Annotated in this window: 17 protein-coding genes; 12 read left to right on the top strand and 5 right to left on the bottom strand. The window is 68.1% G+C overall.

All coding sequences use genetic code 11. The annotated features are described in order from the left end of the window. The first annotated feature begins 169 nt into the window (after window positions 1-169). From OHA25_RS42675 to OHA25_RS42635, 9 genes are all read left to right on the top strand, one after another. Window positions 170-409, top strand: a complete 240-nt coding sequence (locus OHA25_RS42675; protein ID WP_327582602.1) for a hypothetical protein — start codon at window positions 170-172, stop codon at window positions 407-409. Beyond that, complete coding sequence (locus tag OHA25_RS42670; protein ID WP_327582601.1) at window positions 381-1,913, top strand: ATP-binding protein; 1,533 nt, start codon at window positions 381-383, stop codon at window positions 1,911-1,913. Before OHA25_RS42675 ends, OHA25_RS42670 begins: the two co-directional genes overlap by 29 nt. Before the next feature lie 149 nt (window positions 1,914-2,062). After that, window positions 2,063-3,580 carry a protein kinase domain-containing protein gene (locus tag OHA25_RS42665; RefSeq protein ID WP_327582600.1) on the top strand — a complete coding sequence of 506 codons (1,518 nt, stop codon included), beginning with the start codon at window positions 2,063-2,065 and terminating at the stop codon, window positions 3,578-3,580. A 1,052-nt stretch (window positions 3,581-4,632) separates the two neighbouring features. Next, on the top strand, window positions 4,633-8,931 hold the full coding sequence (locus OHA25_RS42660; protein WP_327582599.1) for an AAA domain-containing protein: 4,299 nt from the start codon (window positions 4,633-4,635) through the stop codon (window positions 8,929-8,931). After that, window positions 8,918-9,721 carry a hypothetical protein gene (locus OHA25_RS42655; protein WP_327582598.1) on the top strand — a complete coding sequence of 268 codons (804 nt, stop codon included), beginning with the start codon at window positions 8,918-8,920 and terminating at the stop codon, window positions 9,719-9,721. Before OHA25_RS42660 ends, OHA25_RS42655 begins: the two co-directional genes overlap by 14 nt. A gap of 304 nt (window positions 9,722-10,025) precedes the next feature. Further along, the gene (locus OHA25_RS42650; protein ID WP_327582597.1) at window positions 10,026-10,676 is read left to right on the top strand and encodes a hypothetical protein; all 651 of its coding nucleotides are present in this window, start codon (window positions 10,026-10,028) and stop codon (window positions 10,674-10,676) included. Between the two features lie 20 nt (window positions 10,677-10,696). Beyond that, on the top strand, window positions 10,697-10,972 hold the full coding sequence (locus OHA25_RS42645; protein WP_327582596.1) for a hypothetical protein: 276 nt from the start codon (window positions 10,697-10,699) through the stop codon (window positions 10,970-10,972). Between the two features lie 56 nt (window positions 10,973-11,028). Beyond that, complete coding sequence (locus OHA25_RS42640; RefSeq protein WP_327582595.1) at window positions 11,029-11,235, top strand: hypothetical protein; 207 nt, start codon at window positions 11,029-11,031, stop codon at window positions 11,233-11,235. A 24-nt stretch (window positions 11,236-11,259) separates the two neighbouring features. After that, a complete protein-coding gene (locus OHA25_RS42635) occupies window positions 11,260-13,113 on the top strand; it encodes a S8 family serine peptidase (protein ID WP_327582594.1) in 1,854 nt (617 codons plus the stop codon). A 22-nt stretch (window positions 13,114-13,135) separates the two neighbouring features. Here OHA25_RS42635 and OHA25_RS42630 read toward each other — a convergent pair whose 3' ends face one another. The 5 genes from OHA25_RS42630 to OHA25_RS42610 form a co-directional block, all read right to left on the bottom strand. Further along, window positions 13,136-14,245, bottom strand: coding sequence for a carboxylate-amine ligase (locus tag OHA25_RS42630; protein ID WP_327582593.1), 1,110 nt, complete (start codon window positions 14,243-14,245; stop codon window positions 13,136-13,138). 410 nt (window positions 14,246-14,655) lie between these two features. Then, the gene (locus tag OHA25_RS42625; protein ID WP_327582592.1) at window positions 14,656-15,504 is read right to left on the bottom strand and encodes a class I SAM-dependent methyltransferase; all 849 of its coding nucleotides are present in this window, start codon (window positions 15,502-15,504) and stop codon (window positions 14,656-14,658) included. Then, on the bottom strand, window positions 15,501-16,280 hold the full coding sequence (gene phnE, locus OHA25_RS42620; RefSeq protein ID WP_327582591.1) for a phosphonate ABC transporter, permease protein PhnE: 780 nt from the start codon (window positions 16,278-16,280) through the stop codon (window positions 15,501-15,503). The genes OHA25_RS42625 and phnE overlap by 4 nt, the downstream gene beginning before the upstream one ends. After that, window positions 16,277-16,993, bottom strand: coding sequence for an ATP-binding cassette domain-containing protein (locus OHA25_RS42615; RefSeq protein ID WP_327582590.1), 717 nt, complete (start codon window positions 16,991-16,993; stop codon window positions 16,277-16,279). The genes phnE and OHA25_RS42615 overlap by 4 nt, the downstream gene beginning before the upstream one ends. A gap of 48 nt (window positions 16,994-17,041) precedes the next feature. Then, window positions 17,042-17,950, bottom strand: coding sequence for a phosphate/phosphite/phosphonate ABC transporter substrate-binding protein (locus tag OHA25_RS42610; protein WP_327582589.1), 909 nt, complete (start codon window positions 17,948-17,950; stop codon window positions 17,042-17,044). Window positions 17,951-18,052: 102 nt separating this feature from the next. On the opposite strand from OHA25_RS42610, the gene OHA25_RS42605 reads away from it, so the two are divergent. The 3 genes from OHA25_RS42605 (at window position 18,053) to OHA25_RS42595 (ending at window position 20,341) form a co-directional block, all read left to right on the top strand. Beyond that, window positions 18,053-18,607, top strand: coding sequence for a carboxymuconolactone decarboxylase family protein (locus OHA25_RS42605; RefSeq protein WP_327582588.1), 555 nt, complete (start codon window positions 18,053-18,055; stop codon window positions 18,605-18,607). Between the two features lie 15 nt (window positions 18,608-18,622). Next, on the top strand, window positions 18,623-19,450 hold the full coding sequence (locus tag OHA25_RS42600) for a radical SAM protein (protein WP_327582587.1): 828 nt from the start codon (window positions 18,623-18,625) through the stop codon (window positions 19,448-19,450). A 72-nt stretch (window positions 19,451-19,522) separates the two neighbouring features. Then, window positions 19,523-20,341, top strand: a complete 819-nt coding sequence (locus tag OHA25_RS42595) for an Rv1678 family membrane protein (RefSeq protein ID WP_327582586.1) — start codon at window positions 19,523-19,525, stop codon at window positions 20,339-20,341. The last annotated feature ends 153 nt before the right edge of the window (window positions 20,342-20,494 follow it).

The raw sequence follows: 20,494 nt of genomic DNA, 5'->3' as shown, positions 1-20,494 counted from the left end.
GCAATGAACCAGATCGCGGATGCGAGAGATTGACTACTGTGAGTGATCGCGCAGTGTGTGCTTACATGAGGGCTTCGACGCCAGCCTTTTCCGTCGCTGTGCCGTCAGAGGATGAAAGGAAGCGCGTGACGCTGCAGAACGACGTCGTGCAAAATACCAGGTCAGCGGCTTGATCGCGCTGTTAGTGCTGGTGGCGGAGGGATCCCCCAAGATCTACACCCTCTTCGAGGGCACGTCGGAGATTCAACGCCTCATCGTCGGGCTGGCGGTTACCGGGTTGCCGGTGAAAGAGCAGTCCGCGAACATGCGCCGTAACGGCTACCGTACACAGGGTGAAGTCCTTCAATACGACGGGCCCGTGCCGACCTGGCAAGCACTTCATGCTGCCCCCGGTCCCTCGGATCCCTGAGGCGAAGGAACTGGTCGACGAAGGGAAATACTTCGTCGTTCGCGGGCCCAGGCAGAGCGGCAAGACCACCTCTCTCCAGGCGCTGGCCGCCGAGTTGAGCGCCGAAGGTGAGCACGCGGTGGTGTACGTCTCCTGCGAGAGCGCCTCCACCATGGCTGCCGAGGACGCCCCTGCCGAAGTGCGCATACTCTCCGAGATCGCGGCCACGGCCCGGCTGTCGGGCCTCCCGGACAACTGCCTGCCGCCGGAGCCGTGGCCGGAGGCTCCGGGAGGCACCCGCCTGCTCAGAGGGCTCTCCACGTGGGCGGCCGAGTGCCCTCGCTCGATCGTGCTGCTTTTCGACGAGATCGACGCCCTCCAGGGGGACGAGCTGATCAGCGTTCTGCGGCAGCTCCGCCAGGGGCACAACACCTGGTCACTGCCCTTCCCGCACAGCGTGGCTCTGTGTGGGATGCGGGACGTGCGGGACTACAAGGCGGCCTCCGGGGGCGATCCGTCCCGGCTGGTCGGGCCATCGCCGTTCAACATCCTGGCCAAGTCCATGAGGCCGGCCGATTTCACTTTCGAGCAGGTGGCCGAGCTCTACGGTCAGCATACGGACGCCACCGGTCAGGAGTTCACGCCGCACGCGATTCAGCGGGCCTTCCATGCCTCTCGGGGACAGCCGTGGCTGGTCAACGCCCTGGCCCGCGAGATCATCCGGGAGATGCGCGTCCCAGCCGCGCAGCCGATCACCGATGAGCACATGAACGCGGCGGTGGAGCGGCTCATCGTCACCCGGGCCACCCATCTGGACTCGCTGTCCGCCAAGCTGCGCGAGGAGCGCATCCAGCGTGTCGTCGAACCGCTGATCACCGGTGGTGTCCTGGCTTCCGACGTCTACGACGACGACCTGGCCTATGCCCGCGACCTGGGGCTGATCACCCAGTCCAACCCCATCCAGGTCGCCAATCCGATCTACCAGGAGGTCGTGCTGCGGGTGCTGGCCCAGCGGGCCGAGGCCGCCATCCGCATCGACCGGCCCGCGTTTCTCACTCCGGACGGACGGATGGATATGCGCGCGGTGCTGGCCGGGTTCGTGGAGTTCTGGCGGCGCAACGGGGAGATCCTGGAAAGCGGCGAGACCTACCACGAGGCGGCCTGCCATTTGATCTTCATGGCCTGGCTGCACCGGGTGGTCAACGGTGGCGGGGTGATCGACCGAGAGTACGCGCTCGGCCGAGGCCGGATGGACATCTGTGTCCAATGGCCCTACGTCGATGTGGACGGCAAGCGTGCCTGGCAGTGGGAGGCGGTCGAGCTCAAGGTCCGCCGCCCCCGCCAGCCCGATCCCGTCGCCGACGGCTTGACGCAACTCGACGGCTACCTCGACCGCCTCGATCTGAAACAAGGCACGCTCGTCGTCTTCGACCGACGCCCCACCGCGCCGCCCCTCCTGCAACGCACCGCCATCGAGCAGGTCACCAGCCCAGCCGGGCATGCCGTCACTCTCGTCCGCGCATGACCTTCCGCGTCCCGGATCACTCGGCAGTCGACGCATGCCTGCAAACTGCGCGTATGGCCAGATTAGGGTCCTAAGTGGACGTATGGTTATTATCGCCGCGATGGAGGACGCCGCGCTGCGGCCTTGCTGGTGGAGAGCCTTTGCCCCGCATGATTGGTAGCCGCTACACGGCGGAGTCGGTGCTCGGGCGCGGGGCCTTCGGCACTGTCTGGCGTGGACGAGGGCCCGATGGCTCGGTGGCGATCAAGGTGGTGCACGCGAGCGCGGCGACGGATCCCGAGGTGGTCGCACGGTTTGTCAGAGAGCGATCCATACTCGTCGGCGTCGACCATCCCGGGCTGGTCCGCGTACACGATCTGATCGTTGACGGCGACACCCTCGCCCTGGTCATGGATCTGGTGGAGGGCCCGACGCTGCGTGAGCGGCTGCGGCAGGCCGGTCCGCTTGCCCCGGCGGAGGCCGCGGACATGGTGGCAGCCATCGCTGAGTCTTTGTCCGCCGCGCACGCGGCAGGCATCGTCCATCGCGACATCAAGCCTGAGAACGTGCTCCTTTCCCCCGCACCCCTGCTGGCCGACTTCGGTATCGCCCGGCTGCTGCAGGGCACGTCGATCACCAGGAGTGGAACTGTCCTGGGAACCCCGACCTACATGGCCCCGGAGACCATCGCAGGAGGTACGCCAACGGGGGCGGCGGATGTCTACGCCTTGGGGATCATTCTGTATGAGTTGGTCACCGGGGCTCCTCCGTTCGCGGGTGAGCATCCGCTCGCGGTGTTGCGGGCACACGCCGAGCAGGAACTCGCCCGTCCCGCTGCTTTCCCCGACGAACTTTGGCCGATCGTCACGTGGTGCCTCGCCAAGGCCCCGCAGGACAGGCCGGATGCCGCCCGGCTCGCTTCCCTCCTCGGCGCGTACGGCTCTTCACCTGCGTCTCCGATCGTCGCCGGTCCAGGTGCCGTCACCACCGCTCAAAGTGCCGAGGACAGGCACGCTGAGGGGACGAGCGTGCTCACCGAGGTCGTGCCTGTCGAACCCGAGGATCCAACACCGCCCCGGAACGGAACGCGCCGTGTGGTCATCGGAGCCGGGGCCGTCATGCTCGCCCTCGTCGCGGCACTCGCGGTGGCTGCCACACGCCTGGGCTCGGCCGACCCGGGATCATCCGTCGGCGCGACAGCCGCGCCGTCGAGTCCGGCTCCGGCCACTCAAACGCCGTCAGCGCAGACCGGCTACCTTTCCGACTGGCCCTCCACCTCCATCGCCAACGGTCTTGGCCCCGTCGCACTGAATGCCGCAGTGGGCGGCGCCGAACTCGACGACGGCGGACCGATCACCCTTGGTGGTGTGGAACATGCCCACGGGCTCGGCGTGCACGCCAACAGTCACGTCCGCTACTACATCGGCGGAGTCTGCACATCCTTGACCGCGACGGTCGGCATTGACGCCGAGGTGGCCGGTGGCGGCGGCTCCGTGGTGTTCAAGGTGCTGGCCGACGGCGCGCTGGTCCACGAGAGCGGACTCCTCACGCACGCTGATCCGCCCCAGCAGATCGCGGTGGACCTTACGGGCGCCAGCACGCTCGATCTCGTTGTCGAAGATGGCGGGGACGGAACCGATTTCGACCACGCGGACTGGGCTGACCCGTCGATCACCTGTACGTGGTAGCCGGCAGGCTCATCACAGGAGCGGAAGCGTTCCCGGACTGCGGCCGGCGGAACGCGCCGAAGGGTTTCCGACGCCTGTACGCAGAAGGGGCGAGCCGGTTGGGGGACGGCGTTCGCCGCGGCGAACATGCGCCTCCCTCCCAGGGGCAGTTGTCGCGCCATTCCTCTTTCGAACGGCTGGCCGGCTCGACACTGGACTTGTCGGCCAGGCGGGGAAGAGGGCGAGGATGAAGTCGATGTCGTAGACGCGGACAAAGTAGGTCATATCAGAGGAGTTATTGCTATCTCGGTTTCCTCATATGAAGCAAAATTCCATATGAGGAGACAATCGGACACCTTTCCACCGTGTTTCCAGCGAAGCAGGTAACTCTGGCGCGCTCGCGGGTCCAGCTGGCGAGCCGGTCCCGACATCGTGCCACATGGACCGAGGCCGGGCCGGTATGAACAGGGCAAGCAAATCATCTCCATTCGTGTGCTGGACGACGTGATAGCCGTTCCGTACGGTCCACTCATGGTGCGTGTCAGGGGACACTGGCGGAGAACACGCAGCGGTATGACACGGGTGTGCGCGCAGGCGGTCGAAGCCGCTATCCAGGCGCAGGCCACTGCGACGCGAGCACCTCTGACCGCGTCGCACGCCCAGCTGGTGCAGATGCTGCGCACGGCACGTCAGCGCATGGGGCTCACGGGGCGGGATGAGTGGACCACCGCGGTGATACTGCAGTCGATCACGTAGACGCTCACCAGGGCGTCTGAACATATTTCCCGATGAGGGCAGTGCTATTGGGATGTCTCGGGCATCCGTTATGGCCACTTCGAAGCTCGTGCTTGAGATTGGGCCGACCTCCATGGATTCTGAAAAGCTGGCTCGTCAGAAGGGCGCCGCACGAAATGCAGCCACCATCCGCGAGAACTGCACGTGACCCTCAGGTCGTCCAGACCACCATCGGCCTCATCAGATACCTGCGCGACCTCGTCAACGCGGGAAAGCGGACGGTCCGCGACTGCATGGCGTACCAGAATTGCTGGTGGCTCGCAGACCTCCCAGAAGGGGTGAAAAGACTGGATGAGCGCAACGGCGCCATCCTCCTTGAAGTGGCGTTCGAGCCTCGCCGTCCACCGCCAGAGCCGCCGGACGTCCTGGCTGGACGCATCGACCGCCGCCACCTGACCGACCCGGAAAGGCCACCCAGCCTCCTTGATCCGGCTCCAGCCAACCCCGAGCCGGATATTCCCGCGATCAGCAGTACCTCGGAGACTCTGGCGTATGAGAAGTGGCTGGCCTCATGGCAGCAGTGGGCGGACACGGAACTCCGCGCACGCCCGCACCGCGAGCTGCATCGTGATCTTGCTGATGCGGCCCGTCGGCTGAGCCAGCACGATGACACCCTCGAAGCAGTCCTCGGCCTGGGCCTCCTCTGTATGGACCTACCAGGGCGCGAGCCGATCCGCCGGCACCTGATCACCTTGAGGGTGGACCTCTCCATCGATCGCTCCACCACCATGATCACGGTGGCGATCCCCGAGGAAGCCGTCCCCCGCAGCGAAGACCGTCAGTTTCTGAACGCCCAGGACGGCTTCGTCGCCGAGAGGGTCGAATCCCTCTGGCAGGAACTGCATCGCCATCCTCTCCACCCGCTGTCAGAAGAGATGGTCGCAATCCTGGAAAAGTGGCAGACGAGAGCGTTGGAGGAAGGTGCGCGCTTCACCGGCGAGTGGCAGGCGCCCGAAGCGAGGGAAGGGGAAACGGTCATCGCCCTGGCCCCAGCGCTGATACTCCGCCAGCGGGATGCCAACCTCCTCGCCGAGAACTATGAGAAGATCCTCGAATCCCTCGAAAGTCCAGACGCTTCCGCCCCGCTTGGGCTGGCTCAGTTGGTGTTCGGGCTGGAGAAGGCCGAGCGCATCGCGTGGCGGACCAGATCGGGTGGGCGCGCCGACCTTCTTCTCGGTGAGGAACCACTCTTCCCTCTCCCTGCCAACACGGCACAGCGGTCTGTGCTGCAACGTCTGCAGAGCGACACCGCGGTCGTCGTTCAAGGTCCACCGGGGACAGGCAAGACGCACACCATCGCCAATCTCCTCGCCGCCCTGCTCGCGTCCGGCAAGAGGGTGCTGGTCACCAGCGCCAAGGACCAGGCGCTCTCGGTGGTTCGCGCCATGCTCCCTGAGCCTCTTCGGGAGCTTTGTGTCCAGTACTCGCACCAGTACAGCCGTGGAGCGGACGAGCTGGAACGTACCATCACCGCTCTGTCAGACCGCGTATGCAGCAGCGATCCCCGACAGCTTCGACAGGACATCGCCCAGTTGCGGCAGCAGCGAGCCCAAGCCCTGAGCCGACACGCCCGCGTCCAGAATGAGATCTTCACTCTGCGCGAGAGCGAGACCGTCCGCTTCACGGTCAGCTCGCGATACGCGGGCACGCGGGCCGACATCGTGGACTCGGTGCGATCGAACGCCGACCGTTTCGCCTGGATAGCGCCACTCCCCGAGTCGGCGCAGGCGCCACCCCCACTCACGCCTTCTGCGGCCATGGAGCTCGCCGGCCTGCTCAAGGGGGCCACACCAGCGCGTTTGCGGCTGCGTCACGCGTTCCTTCCAGACATATCGGATCTCATCTCTCCGGCGGAATTCGCCGCACTTACCACTGCCGTTGCCGCGCAGAACGCGATCATGCCGTCACCGCTGGGCGAGCAACTGGGCCGGTTGACACCTGAGCGAGTACACGCCATCGAGCTCTGCACGCGGCAGGCGCTGAACGCGCAGCATCGCCTGGGCATCGCTCAGCAGGCCATGCGATGGGACGAAAGCGACTGGCGCGCACGCGCGCTCCGTGACGTGCTCGCGGAACGTGACCAGGCCCTGTGGCAGCACCTCCACCAGGTGGCCCGGCAGGCGGTCGAACATCAGCAAGAGCTGGCATCCCTGGGCCTTCGCCAGGTCACCATCCCCGATCTGCCTCGTGGAAAGGTCGCCGCGATGGCACGCGCTTGCATGGAGTTGTGTGAGCACCTGGTCGACGAGGGCAAGAGCCGGCGTCTGATGCGTCCACGCGCCGTGCGCGATGCCGAGCGGCTTCTCGCTGGCTGCGCCGTGGACGGCGAATCCCCTCGGACCTACGATCAGGCCGACGCCCTCCTGGTCCATCTTCGAGCCCATGAGGTCGCCGAGGCACTGGACATGCACTGGCAGCACGCAGGGCTCCAGCCCACGTCGGGACCATTGCCGGTGAGGCTGTCCGAGTTGTGCGACAGAGCCACCCAGTTGGCAAGCATCCGGGAGTTCAGCGCCGCGGTGCAGCACATAGGCGCGGCTTTGCGCGGCAGCGGCCTCCGGCACCCCCTTAACACTCCCCAAGGATGGGATGAGCTTCTCGACAACATCGAATGGGGTAGGTCGCAGGCCGCGGCAAACCAGGCCGCGGCTGATCTCGAGGCGCTCGAGCTCACAATGGCCCCGGCCATGGCTGAGGTCGGGCCGGAGGCGCGCGCGCTCCGGGACGCGGTCAGGAGCCGTGATGTCCACGCTTACGAGCAGGCGGTCAATCGCCTGGCAGAGGCGATCAGGCATCGAGCCGAGCAGGAGCGCTGCGACGAGCTCATGGAAACGCTGCGCCTGACGCATCCGAGGCTCGCCACTGCCATCAGCGACGCGCCTGCGGACCCGGTCTGGAGCGACCGGCTGGCCGATCTTTCACAGGCCTGGGAATGGGGGCTGGCGGACGCCTTTTGCCGAGGTCTGAGTACTCCCGGTCGTGACCAGGAGCTCATGAGCGCACTGGAGGATGCCGAGCGCGCCGTGGAAACTGTCACGGCCGAGCTGGCTGCGGCCGAAGCGTGGATGCGCTGCCTCAGCCGGATGACACAAGACCAGCGGATGGGTCTTCAGAGCTACAAGAACCGCATGAGTGATTACGGCAAGGGGACCAGCAAGCGATACGGCGAGCGGCGCCGCCTGGCCATCCGCGACGCCATGTCGATCGCTCAAGAGGCCGTCCCGGCCTGGATCATGCCGCTGCCCTTGGTGGTGGAGACGATCCGTCCCCAGCCCGATTGCTTCGATGTGGTCATCGTCGATGAGGCCAGCCAGTTGCGCGTCGACTCCGCGTTCCTGCTCTGGCTGGCCCCGCACGTCATCGTCGTCGGTGACGACCAACAGTGCGCCCCCGGCGCCATTCAGTACGGCGAGCTGCAACCCATCCACGATCAGATCGATCGGTACATGCCCGACGTGCGGCCGGCGTTCCGCGACGACATCGCTCCGACGTCAAACCTCTACGCGTTGCTGTCCGCACGCTTCCCTGACGTGGTCCGGTTAAGCGATCACTACCGATGCATGCCGGAGATCATCGGTTGGTCGAACCAGTTCTACGGTGGACGTCTCGTCCCCCTGCGTCAGTTCGGCGCGGACCGATTGGATCCCCTGCAGGTGGTCCAGGTCGAGGGCGCGTACACGGAAGGGGCCGACGATCGCCTGCGCAACCCCGTGGAAGCCGAGCGGATCGTGGAGACGCTCGCCACGCTCTTCGCCGATCCTCGTTACGACCGCAAGACCTTCGGCGTCATCACCCTGCAGGGTGGAACAGGGCAGATCCGCGTCCTGGAACGCCTCATCAGCGAACGGATCGACATCGCCGAGGTCGAAAAGCGGCGGCTCCGTGTGGGAGGGCCGCCCGACTTCCAGGGCGATCAGCGTGATGTCGTTCTGCTGTCGCTGGTCGTGGCCAACCCGCCGAGAATCGCCGGTTCCAGGGATCAGCGACGCCGGTTCAACGTGGCCGCCAGCCGAGCGCGGGACCAACTGTGGCTGTTCACATCGGTTCCGGCGCATCGCCTCGATCCGCGAGATCTTCGTCACTCCCTGCTGACCTGGATGCTGGACCCCGCGGTAGTCGACCCACATCAGATCGGGTTGGACGACGTGCGCCCAGACCAACGGCACCAGTCCTTTGACTCCCTTTTCGAACAGCGGGTCTTCCTCCGGATCCGCGACCGCGGCTACCACGTGATCCCCCAGGTGCCGGTAGGCGGCGGCAAGCGTATCGATCTCGTGGTGAGTGGGGCGAAAAGCAGGCTGGGTGTCGAATGTGATGGCCGCCGGTGGCACAGCACGCCCGAGCAGGTACGGGCCGACATCGTGAGAGAGCAGGAGCTCAGACGCGCCGGCTGGGAGCTGTGGAGGCTGCGCGAAGGCGACTTCTCCCTCGACCCCGAAACAGCGCTGGAACCTTTGTGGCGTGAGCTTGACCGGCGCGGCATCCAGCCGGGCGCCTGGCGGACAACGTCGCCCAGGCCGTCGGACTGGCTGCCCCTCGATCATGAAGAAGGAGAGGGGGACCATGGAGCGCCTTGACGACAACACGATCCGGCAGATAGCACGGCTCATCTGCGGAGATGACACCGCATATCGCCGCCAGGGGTACGAGCTGGCGAAGTTCCTGCGTGATGCGGGCTGGACGGACGTCCCGGAATACGGCGGGGAACCTCGCCGCGAATGGATCGTCGAACGGCTGCGGGAACGGCGAGACCAGCCCGAAGCCATGGAGCGCGCCATCCTCCGGCTGTCGGATCCGAGGGAGTATCTGGGTGAGCCGCCCAGCACCGTAGCAGAGATCACCATGGCGGTGAACGCCCTGCTGGTCCACGAAGGCTACAAAGTGGAGCGCCCCGGAGGACGGCCCCGCATCATCGAGTGCGATCCCGCCTCCGCATCGCCAGGCTCGCTGGCCCCGGTGACGTTGAAGGTGACCATGGCGCAGGTGGTCGTCGATCCGCAGTACGCCAAGATTCTCCAAGCGCGCCTGGATGAGGCTCGGACGTGCACCGAGAACGGCTGCCATGTCGCAGCGATCATCATGTTGGGAAGTCTTGTCGAAGGGGTGCTGCTAGATGTGCTGACCGCGCGACTGGGGCAGCCGCCCCAACAGAGGTCGTTGCGTGATCTTATCGAGCAGGCCAGACAGCATGGCTTTATCGGGGTGGACGTCCAGAAGTTCTCGCATGCCCTTCGTGATTACCGGAATCTCGTTCATCCGCATCTTCAGGTGAGAATGAGCGATCCCCCCAACCGGGACACGGTGGAGATCTGCTGGCCCGTGGTCAACGCCACTCTCAACGATCTGGCGGCGAGCGCGGTCCCGTGAACCGCCCGGGTTCGGTGGAGACCGGGTCCGGTGCGGGGGTCGGGTCCGTTGGCGGTAATTGCGAGCAGCAGAGCAAGAATCACCTGTACGTCGGGTCGGGCATTGCTGAATACAGGTGATTCTTTGGCTCGTTTGAGTGTTTGCGAGAGACCTGATTCGCCATTCGCTCTGTCCATGGCCGGTATCGGGCTTGGCGCGACTATTACGGCAGAGCCCATTTATTGATCGTCAGGCACGGTAAGTAACCGAAAGTCTGCAACAACTGTGCAGGCGGGCGGAGGCGCCCCTTCCGAAGGAGAGATCCATGACTTTCGCAACCCAACCGTTCCAGACCCAACTGTACGGCCAGCAAATTCCGCCGCACCTCCAACTGCAGCAGTACGGTCAGCAGATCCCGCCGCACCTTCAGCAGCAGCAGTACGGCCAGCAGATCCCGCCGCACCTTCAGCAGCAGTACGGCCAGCAGGGCATGACACCCATGGGTGTTCCCGGTGGTATGCAGGGTGCACAACTGCAGCCCTTCCAGGTGGCAGGCGAGCAGATCTTCCCACAGGAGCACCAGACGAGCCCTGTGACTTTTTGGGACAAAATTGCCCGCTGCGGCCTGCGGTACGGGCCGGGCGTTGTCCGGCAGATCCTCACGACCATCGAGCAACAGCAGATGCAGCAGCCCATTGGCCAGCAGATGCCGCAGGTTCAGCAGTTTGGTCAGCAGCTGCCGCAGCAGCAGTTCGGTCAGCAGCTGCCGCAACAGCCGTTCGGCCAGCAGATGCCGCAGCAGTATGGTCAGCAACTGCCTCAGCAGCAGTACGGTCAGCAACTGCCTCAGCAGTTCGGCCAGCAGTTGCCCGTCGGTCTGCAGGGGCAGATGATCCCGCAGCAGATGCAGCCCATCGGCGTGCCAGGCCAGATGGTTTCCCAGCAGCAGCCGGCCTTCGCGGGCATCGGCCAGTAAGCGGGGATCGGATGGAGCCGATGGTGGGACAGGAGCGCTGGTCGAGCATGCCCTTCGGGGGTGTCGCCCTGGCGCCGCAAAACCCGCAGCAGCAGTGCGCGATGGCGCTGATGCAGCTGCACGGCTGGCTGCAGGCGACGCTGCCGCAGGCGCCTCAGCTCGCCGAGGCCATCCCGCCGATGGTGCAGGCCGTCCGCCTGTACCGAAACCTGCAGTTCGAGGCGTGCATGGCGCAGGTGCAGCACGTGGTCAACCTCGTCGGCGGGGCGGGTCAGCCGGGCCGGCCATCGCAGTGATCAAGCCATCGGAGGAGCCCGGATCGGCCAGTGGCCGGTCCGGGCGCATGCCGTACATGATCGGTGGCGAGCCGGCGGTGCTCGCCGACCTGGCGCGGGCGCTCGGCGGGGATGCCGAGGTGACGGTACGGCGGATCGTCGGGCCGCCGGAACGACCCACCCTGATCGCGGTGGACATGCCTGTGGCGCGGGCCGAGGCCCTGCAGAAACAGCACGGATCCCGCCTCACGATCGAGCCTGATTTGCCTGTTGAGCTCTTTTAAGCACAGAAAGTGGCGACAGACGTCATGACCAACAGCACTGGTTCCCATAACAACAACAACGAGTCGCGGCCGCGGTCGTCGGGGCGGGGCAAGCCGGCGCAGCAGCAGGAAGTGCAGTCACGCACGCGGCAGTACATGGCGGCGGTCCTGCCGCGGCCGTACTTGGAGACGATGGGTGTGAGCGCGCACCCCCTGGATGCCACCGACCTGCGTGACATGCTGGAGCGCGACACGCAGGTAGAGGTGCTGCGGCATCTGGAGATGCGCCAGAGGGCCGGGGCCGGGCTGATGGGCGTGCCGGGCGTCTCCTTCCCCAGCGTGACGGTGGTGCGGATGAGCCGCGAGAAAGCCGAGTCGCTGAGCAGGCAGTTGCCCCAGGTGCATGTCGAGCGTGACCGGTTGCTCACCTACACGCACGTGTCGGCCATGCCCCGCAGGGAGACGCGTCACCAGGTCGTCGAGCCCTTGGGTATCGAATCCACCTTCACCTTCTTGGTCACCGATCCCGGCGGCAAGCCGGTGCCCGACGCCACCATCATGGTCAACGGCTATCTCTGGCCCGCGCAGACCATTACGGGGGCCGACGGGCGAGGCACGGTCACGATGACCGGTGAGACGCCGGAGTCGATCGCCAGTGTGCTGGTCAAACCCCGCAGCGGGTACTGGAGCCGTATCGTCGACCGGCCGGACCTCAGGCCGGACCGCGACAACCTGATCGTGCTCAAGAGGCTTTCCGACACCTTGCCCGGCTTCCCTGACCGGCAGCTGTTCGGCTGGGGGCAGCAGGCCATGCAGCTGCACCGGCTGCCTCCCACGTTCCGGGGGGCGGGGGTCAAGATCGCAGTGGTCGACTCGGGCGCCGCCGTGGCGCACCCGGACCTGGCCGGCGAGGTCGTCGAGGGATGTGACCTGTCCGCTCGCAAGGCAGGCGGCTGGAAGACCGACAAGGTGCACCATGGCTCGCATTGCGCCGGAGTCATCACCGGCGCCGACAATGGCCAGGGCATCGTGGGATGCGCTGTGGAGGCGGAGGTCCACGCATGCAAGATCTTCCCGGGCGGGCGGCTGAGCGACCTCATCGAGGCGCTCGACTATTGCCTCGCCCAGGAGATCGACGTCGTCAACCTCAGCCTCGGCACCAAGGAGTCCTCCCCGCTGGTGGCGGCCAAGATCGAAGAGCTGAGGAGCGCGGGTGTCGCCTGCGTGGCCGCGGCCGGCAACGACGGCGGGCCGGTCAGCTTCCCCGGCAACCTGCCGATCGTGCTCACCGTCGCGGCGATCGGCAAGGCCGACACGTTCCCGGGCGACAGCACCCACGCCGACCAGATGCGCCAGCCGCCCACCGGCGAGGGCTATTTCTCGGCCGAGTTCACCTGCTTCGGTCCGGAGATCGACGTCTGCGCTCCCGGTGTGGCGGTTGTGTCGGCGATACCGCCGGACGGTTATGCGGCGTGGGACGGCACCTCCATGGCCGCCCCCCATGTCACCGGCCTGGCCGCGCTCGTTCTGGCCCACCATGTCGACTTCACCAACGGGTTCAGGCACCGCGACGCCAGACGCGTGGACCGCCTCTTCCAGATCATCAAGTCCAGTTGCACGCCACTGAACTTCGGTGATCCGCTCCGCACGGGCATGGGGCTGCCCGACGCCGTCCGCGCCCTGGCGCCGTCGCTGCCCGGCGTCATTCCGCAACCGTCCGAGATCCAGGCGATGATGGATCAGCTCACCAGCGAGATGATCTTGGCTGGGCTCCTGCCACAGCAGACGACCGGGCTTACGGCGTATCAGCCCATGGCCGGCGTCTATGGCGCGCAGCCGAGCCAGGAGATGTACGGAGCCGGTCCCGTCACCTCTCCTTACCCGTACGGCTGGCGGTAGCCAGCGGCCCGCAGATCCGGATTCAGCGCAGGGTCGCGTCGGCGAGGAACTGGGCGAAGCGCTGCGGCGTGTCGGCACTGGCCCACATCGCGCGCTGCCTGTCGGCACCCGTACCGCGCAGGGCGAGCCGGTGGAGCAGCCGGGCGATCGGCTGGGGCTCAGGCAGGCGGTTGAGTACGCCATCCAGCAGGAGGCGGTGCGGCACCGTGGATCCGGTGTACGGATCCACGGTATGCGCGAGCAGGCCGTGCCGGGCGGCGGCGCGCAACTCGTCGGCGATCCGCCGGTTGCTGATGGGCTTGATCGGTACCTGGCGTCTCTCGTCGCTGATCGCCAGCGCGACCAACGCCTGTGCCAGTCCAGCGACGAGGATGGTGTCCTCGACCGTGAGGCAGGCGTCCATGATGCGCAACTCCACGGTCGGGTAGCGCGGGGACAGGCGGGCGTGGAAGTAGACGCCTCGCTCGTCCAGCGCATCCCCCCGGAGGATCAGCCGGCGTACGGCGGCGTCGTAGTCTGCTGCGGATCGCCACACCCGGGGAGGCACCGCCGACGGCCATCGGGTCCACCGCAGGTAGCGGCTGCTGGCCCAGCCGGTGTCGCGACCGTCGGCGACGGGAGAGTTCGCGCTGAGGGCCAGCAGCGTGGCCAGGTACGGCCGGAGCCTCGACAGGACCCGCACGCCCAGTTCCCGCGACGGGATGCCGACGTGCACATGGCAGCCGCAGGTGCCGGGGCCCGCGGCCAGGGCGCCATAGCGGGCGACCAAGCGCAGATAGCGGGGATCGGCCGTGACCGGGCACAGGGCGGAGCCGCGCTGCGGTGCCATGCCGGTGGCGACGAGATGGCAGTCCAGCGCCGTCGCCGCGCCGGCGGCAAGCCGTCGCGACCACGCGAGCTCCTCCGCCACCTGCCCCAGATCCGTGCACACACCGGTGACGGTCTCCAGCTGGTAGCGCAGGAACTCGTACTTGACCCGCGGCTCGCCGCCGAGCAATGACAGGATCCCGGGTGCCCGGTCGACCGGGCACCCGTCGGAGCGGTCGAGCAGGAGGAACTCCTCCTCGACGCCCAACGTCAGCGTCGGTCTTCCGGAACGCTCCGCAGTGGTGGACGTGCCGCCCGCTCTCATCGCAGCCTCCCGACGTACCGGCCACTTCGCGGCAGATGATCACTCCCCTCGATGGCACAGACCCCGGCTCGGCCTCCGCCACGTTATGGGCTGCCACCGGTTACTACCCTCACCTCGAAGGTCTTGTCCCAGAACACCACGGGAACCACTCGGCTGATCGAGATCCGGGCCCGCGCCGACCAGGCGCCGCGGGCCCGTCAGGTGATCAAGGGGTGATGGTTCAGGCCCCGGTCAGACAGGCATCGGGGCGGAGGGCGAAGTCGGTGGTCACCGTCCTTCCCATCTTGATCCTGACCTCCTTGGTCTGGGGTATCCAGCCATCCCTGGCCGTGACATGCTCGCGGTCCTGGCCGCCCCGCCCCTGCGCGTGTGGACGTACCAGCAGTTGTACGAAAGCGTGTGGGGGCGACCTATGCCTCACCCGGCCACCAGAGGGTGACCAGTTCGCGGCCGGATGAGCCGAGGTCGGACAGGCACTCCTCGGTGAGACCGGCGTTCGTCAGCGCTGCGGCGACGTCGTCGCGGCGCTCCGGTGGCAGGCAGAGGCGGCGGCGGGTGACGTCCACGAGGGTCGCGAAGCTGCCGTATTCGGCCATCGCCGGGCGGGTCCAGTGCTCGGCCTTCACCTGCAGGCCGAGCGCTTGGAGGATCTCGATCACCTGCTCGGCCGTCGGGCCCTCGGGCCGGTCCAGGCCGTGGAACTGCTTCCAGTACGGGTTCAGATCGGCCAGCGGGTGCCGTACGGTGATCTCCGCGACCACCAGGCGGCGAGCGTGCCCGGTCAGCGCCGCGATGAACGGCGCCAGATCCGCCACGTTGTAGATCACATGGTGGCAGAGCACCACGTCGGCCGCCGGCACTGTGGCGGCGGCCTCGGGCCAGGTGCCGCAGACGACCACGGGGGCCAGGCCCAGCGGCGCGGCGCGGCGCACCAGGTCGTCGAGGAGCGGCTGGTGCGAGTCGACCGCGGTGAGAGCGGTGGTACGGGGGGCCAGGGGCAGACTGGCCGCGCCGGCCCCGGCGCCGACGTCGAGCACCGAGCCGCCGGGCCCGAGGGCCTCCATCGCCCGCTCGTACGACGGTCCGCAGGGCGCGGCCAGATAGTGGTCGGCGCGGCGGGCGAAGACCTCGTCCGGCAGGACCCAGGGCGACTCGGTGACGCCGGACAGGATCGACTCGGGAATGCGCCATGCCGCCAGGTGCTCGGCCCAGGCACGGAGCAATGCGGTTGCGCGCACGATCCCTTCCCCCTTTGTCATGTGACCGCTCCTAGCCTGCGCCTGAGCGTACGGGAGGCCAAATCGACCAGCAGGATCACCGCGAGAACGGCGATGACCAGCGTCGACAGCTCGTCGTAGCGGAAGAGCTTGAGCGAGACCGCCAGCTCCTGACCGATGCCCCCGGCGCCGACGAAGCCGAGCACGGTCGAGGTGCGCAGGTTGCACTCCCCCTGGTAGAGCAGCAGCGAGGCCAGGCCGGGCGCGGCCTGCGGCACCACGGCGAGCGTGGTGGTGGCCATCCGGCCGGAGCCGGTGAGGCGAAGCGCCTCGACGGGCGCGGGGTTCACCGCCTCGAGTTGCTCCGCGCAGAGCTTGGCCAGCAGCCCCGCCCCGTGGACGGCGAGAGCCAGCGATCCCGCGGCCGCTCCGGGCCCGAGCATCGCCACGAACAGCAGCGCCCACAGCAGGTCGGGGACTCCGCGCAACGCCGCCGCGGTCGTCCTGGCCGCCGCCCGCAGGGCGGGTGCCGCCTCGACGTTGCCCGCGATCAGCACGGCGAGCGGCAATCCCAGCAGGGCGGCGAAGAACAGGCCGGTCAGCGAGATCTGCACGGTCTCCACGAGCGCGCCGGCCACATCCGCCAGGAACGCGCCGGACAGGTCGGGGGACAGGAAGCCCTCGAGGAGCAGGAGGGCTCCTCCAGCCCCGTCGGCGAGCGCGCCGATGCTCAGCCCGGTGCCGTGCACGGCCCAGCCGAGCACGAGGGCGAGCATCAGGGCATGCCCCCAGCGCGGCCACCCCGGACGCCGGCTCATCGGGGACGCCCCCCATCGCCGTAGACGCCCGCAGCCGTCGTCTCGTCGAGGGATGGCCCGTCGTGAACGAGCCTGCCGTCGCGCATGGCCAGAATGCGCGGGAAGCGCCGGGCCACGGCCAGGTCGTGGGTGGCGACGACGACCGTCATCGATCCGGCCGGCGAGCAGAGGGCGTCGACCACGGCCGCCGCGGTGACCGGATCCAGCCCGCTGGTCGGCTCGTCGGCCAGTAAGAGCCGCGGCCGGGGGAGCAGTGCGCGGATGACGGTCACCCGCTGGCGCTGCCCGCCGGACAGCTCCCGGACGCGCGCGGGCAGCGAGTCCGTGATCCCATGCCGGTCGGCGAGGGCCGCGAGCCGTTCCTCCTGCGCCGCCGGCACCCGGCCGCCGAGCACCCTCACCCAGTCGCGCAGGGTCCAGGACGGGCTGGTGCCCATGGTGGCGTTCAGCCGCGCCGACAGCCCGGGCACGAGATCTCCGCCCTGCCGGACGAACCCGCTGGCTCGCCGGATCGCCCGCCGCTCCGCGGCGCTGCCGTACGGGTCCGACCCGCCCACCCGGACCGTGCCCGTGATGGGAACCGCGCCGAGCAGAGCCCGCAGGAGCGTCGACTTGCCCGCGCCCGAGGGCCCGAGCAGCGCCACCTGCTCACCGTCCGCGATCCGCAAGGTCACCCGGTCGACCGCGCGCAGCCGCCGGTCGGGAAAATCCACGCTCAGCTGTCGCGTCTGGACGTCGATGTCCGCCTCCCTTCCATGGGCTCACTGCTTGACGGTGAGCAGCCCGAGGTCGGCCGCGGCGCGGCGGACCTCGTCATAGTCGGCGGCGGTGACCGTCACATAGCGTTTGGCCCGCATCAAGTCGAGCAGCGCCGGATCCTCGATCGAGGTGAAGGCCTCGGTCAGGACGGCACGCGCGCGCTCTCCGAGCGCTGCGCGCATCACCCACGGATAGCCCTGGACCCGGCGCTCGTCGATCACTCGCAGCTGCCCCGCCGGGATCTTGCCCTCTTTCTCCAGACGCCGCAAGATGCGCAGCTCGATCCCGCCCGCGTCGGCCTGCCCGCTCAGCACCGCCTGCGCGGTGGCGTCGTGCCCGCCCGTGAACGTGACCTTCCGCAGCGGCGGGCACTCGTCCACGCGCCGCGGCGAGCACGTCGCACCCGCCTCGGTCAGCATGATCCGCGGGTAGAGGCTGCCCGAGGTGGAGCTGACGTCGCCGAAGGCGAACGACCGGCCGGCCGCGACGATGTCCTTCCGCAGATCCTGGTACGGCGCATCGGCCCGGACCACGACCGCGGAGACGTACTGCGGCGTGTCGGTGGCGTGGTCGACCTCGGTGACCAGGGGAGTGAGCCGGACCTGCTGCTCGGCTTGGACGTAGCTGAGCCCGCCGAGGTAGGCCAGGTCGATCCGGCCCGCGGCGAGCGCCGCGACGACCCCGGCGTAGTCGGAGGCCACGAACAGGTCCACCGGCACGCCGAGCCGGCGTTCCAGGAACGTCGCGAACGGCTCGTACTTCGCGCGCTGTTGTTCGGGGGAGATGTTGGGGATCAACCCGACACGCAGCGTGTCAGGGATCCCCTGCTCGTTCGCGGAGGTCTCGCCCGCACCTCCACACCCGGTGATGAACGAGGTGGCCAGGAGCAGCGCGAGCAGGAAGTGGCGCATAACGGTACGGAACCACGGACCTACCGGTCGGTGTCTTACGAAGCTGTGACGTCATGCGGGGCGTCGCTGACGGTGGAGATCGTTCGGCATACCGTGAGCCGCATGAGTGCCGTGCGATTGCTGACGGCCGATCAGGCGCCGCTGCTGGCCCGCCCCTTCTACGGGAACGGCGATCCGGGGCCTATCGTGACCGCCCTGGCTCATGTGCCCGAGCTGCTGGAGGTGGCGCTGCCGTTCATCGGAGCCGCCCTCGGCCCGTCCGCCCTGTCGTGGCGGACCAAGGAGCTGGTGATCGTGCGGGTCTCGGCGCTTGCCGGTTGCCGCTACTGCGTGCAGACCCACACCGCGGTCGCCCTGGATGCGGGCCTGTCCCGCGAGGAGATCCTCGCGCTGCGCTTGTCCGGCGACTATCGGGAGGTGTTCGCCGATGCCGCCGAGCGCGCGGTGATCGCCTGGTCGGACGCCGTCGCGGGAGGGCATGGCCCGGTGCCCGACCAGGCGCGGGCCCGGCTCCGCGAGCATGTCGCCGATCACGAGATGGTGGAGCTGACCGTGGTCGCGGGGACCACCCTGATGCTCAACCGCCTGGCCACGGCGCTCGACCTGCCCACCGCGCCCGACACGCTGTCCAGGCTGAAGCTGGAGGACCTGCTGTGAAGGTGAGGGGATCCGATGAGCACAGTCGCTGAGGCGGTGGCCGAAGGACGGCTTCCCGGCCGGGTCTGGATGTATGCCGACTACCACTGCAACCTCGCCTGCACCTACTGCCTGACCGAATCCGCGCCACAGGTCGCGCGCCGCGAGCTCGGCCACCAGCGCATGGTCGAAATCGCCACGGAGGCGGCACAGCTGGGTTTCACCGACCTCGGCGTCACCGGCGGCGAGCCGTTCCTGGTGATGGGGTTGCCCAAGACTCTGGCGGACATGGCCGAGCACCTGCCCGTGCTGGTGCTCACCAACGGCACGCTCTTCACGCCCAAGCGGCTCGATCGGCTCGAGCCGATCCTGGGGCGCCCGGTGGCGATGCAGATCTCGCTGGACCGCCCCGACCCCGACGCCAACGACGAGATGCGCGGCCCGGAGAACTTCGGCAAGGTCGTCGAGGCGATCCCACGACTGGTGGAGCGCGGCGTCAAGGTGCGCATCGCCACCACCGTCGAGTCGATCGAGGACACCGAACTCGACCGCCTGTGCTCCCTCCACCGCGACCTCGGCGTGCCCGACGAGGACCACATCATCCGGCCGATCGTCCGGCGAGGCCGCGCCGCCGACCACGATCTCGGCGTGACGGCCCGGCAGCAGGACCTGCCCGCCGAGCTCACCATCACCACGGACGGGGCGTTCTGGAGCCCGTTCGGCCCTACCGTGTCCGCCGGCGTGGTCGACACGGACCTGCTCATCACCCGCACCACCCGTCCGCTCGGGGTGCCCGCCCGTGCTCTGCTCCGCCTCGTCGAGAACCGGCCGGCCGGCGAGGACGTGGCGCTGAACATCCGTTGAGCGTGAGCCGTACAGTGTCCGGTCGGGCACTATCTGACAACCCCGCCCCGAGGCTCTTCGAGGAGCATGCCGATGTCCGACGTCGCCACCCTCTCGCGCGGTGCTCCTGCCACCCTGGCGGTGGTGCGCGTGGCCACCGCGCTGTTGTGGATACAGAACGCGGGCTGGAAGACGCCCGGCGACGGGTTCGGCCAGACGTCGCCGCCACGCGGCCTGTTCCTGTTCACGGGGTACGCCGTGCAGTACCCGGTGCTCCCGCCGTACTCGTGGCTGGTCGAGCACCTGGTGCTGCCCAACTTCACGATCTTCGGCTGGCTGGTGCTGCTGGTCGAAGCGGGGCTGGGGGCCTTCCTGCTGGTGGGGCTCGCCACGAAGTGGTGGGCGCTGATCGGCATCGGGCAAACCTTGGCGATCACGCTGTCGGTGCTCAACACGCCGAATGAGTGGCACTGGGCGTACTTCTTGATGATCATGGTGCATCTCGCGCTCTTGGCGACGGCGGCGGGACGCTACTACGGGGCGGACGGACTGCGGGACCCGGAGCGCCGCGTCGGCTGGGCGCCGGATCGGTACGCGCTCGCGCTCGGCATCGCCTCGGTGGTCAGCGCCGTGTTCGTGGTCACCGGCGGCGACTGGCGCTTCGTCGAGATGACCCCGGTGACCGCGTCCGTCGCGGTGGCGCTCGGCCTGGTGGCCTGCCTGGCCGCGCGCCTGGGCCGCCCGCCGCTGGTGCTCGCCGCAGGCGCGCTGTTCCTCGTGGCGGCCGTGGTGGTGCTGGTCGAGCTCGGCTTGGAGCGTTCGCTGACCGGCGCCACCGCGTCCGTCTTCAGCCTGTGGCTCGGCCTCGGTGTGGGACTGGTGGCGGCGGGGCGTGCCGGAAATACCGCGTGATGGCCGGATCCCATGCGACCCTTGCCTTCCAGAGGGTTGAGATACCTGCTTGAGGCGGCAAAATCGCCGGCGGATGTGACTTTCGTGCCGGTGTGCGGGCACGTGTCGAGGCGAGGGGCCTGGTGCGGTCGCTCCGTCGCCGACCGGCCGAGG

This window comes from Nonomuraea sp. NBC_00507 (assembly GCF_036013525.1).
Classification (GTDB): domain Bacteria; phylum Actinomycetota; class Actinomycetes; order Streptosporangiales; family Streptosporangiaceae; genus Nonomuraea.
Note: the sequence above shows the minus strand (reverse complement) of the source record. Positions and strands in the feature narration are given on the sequence as shown.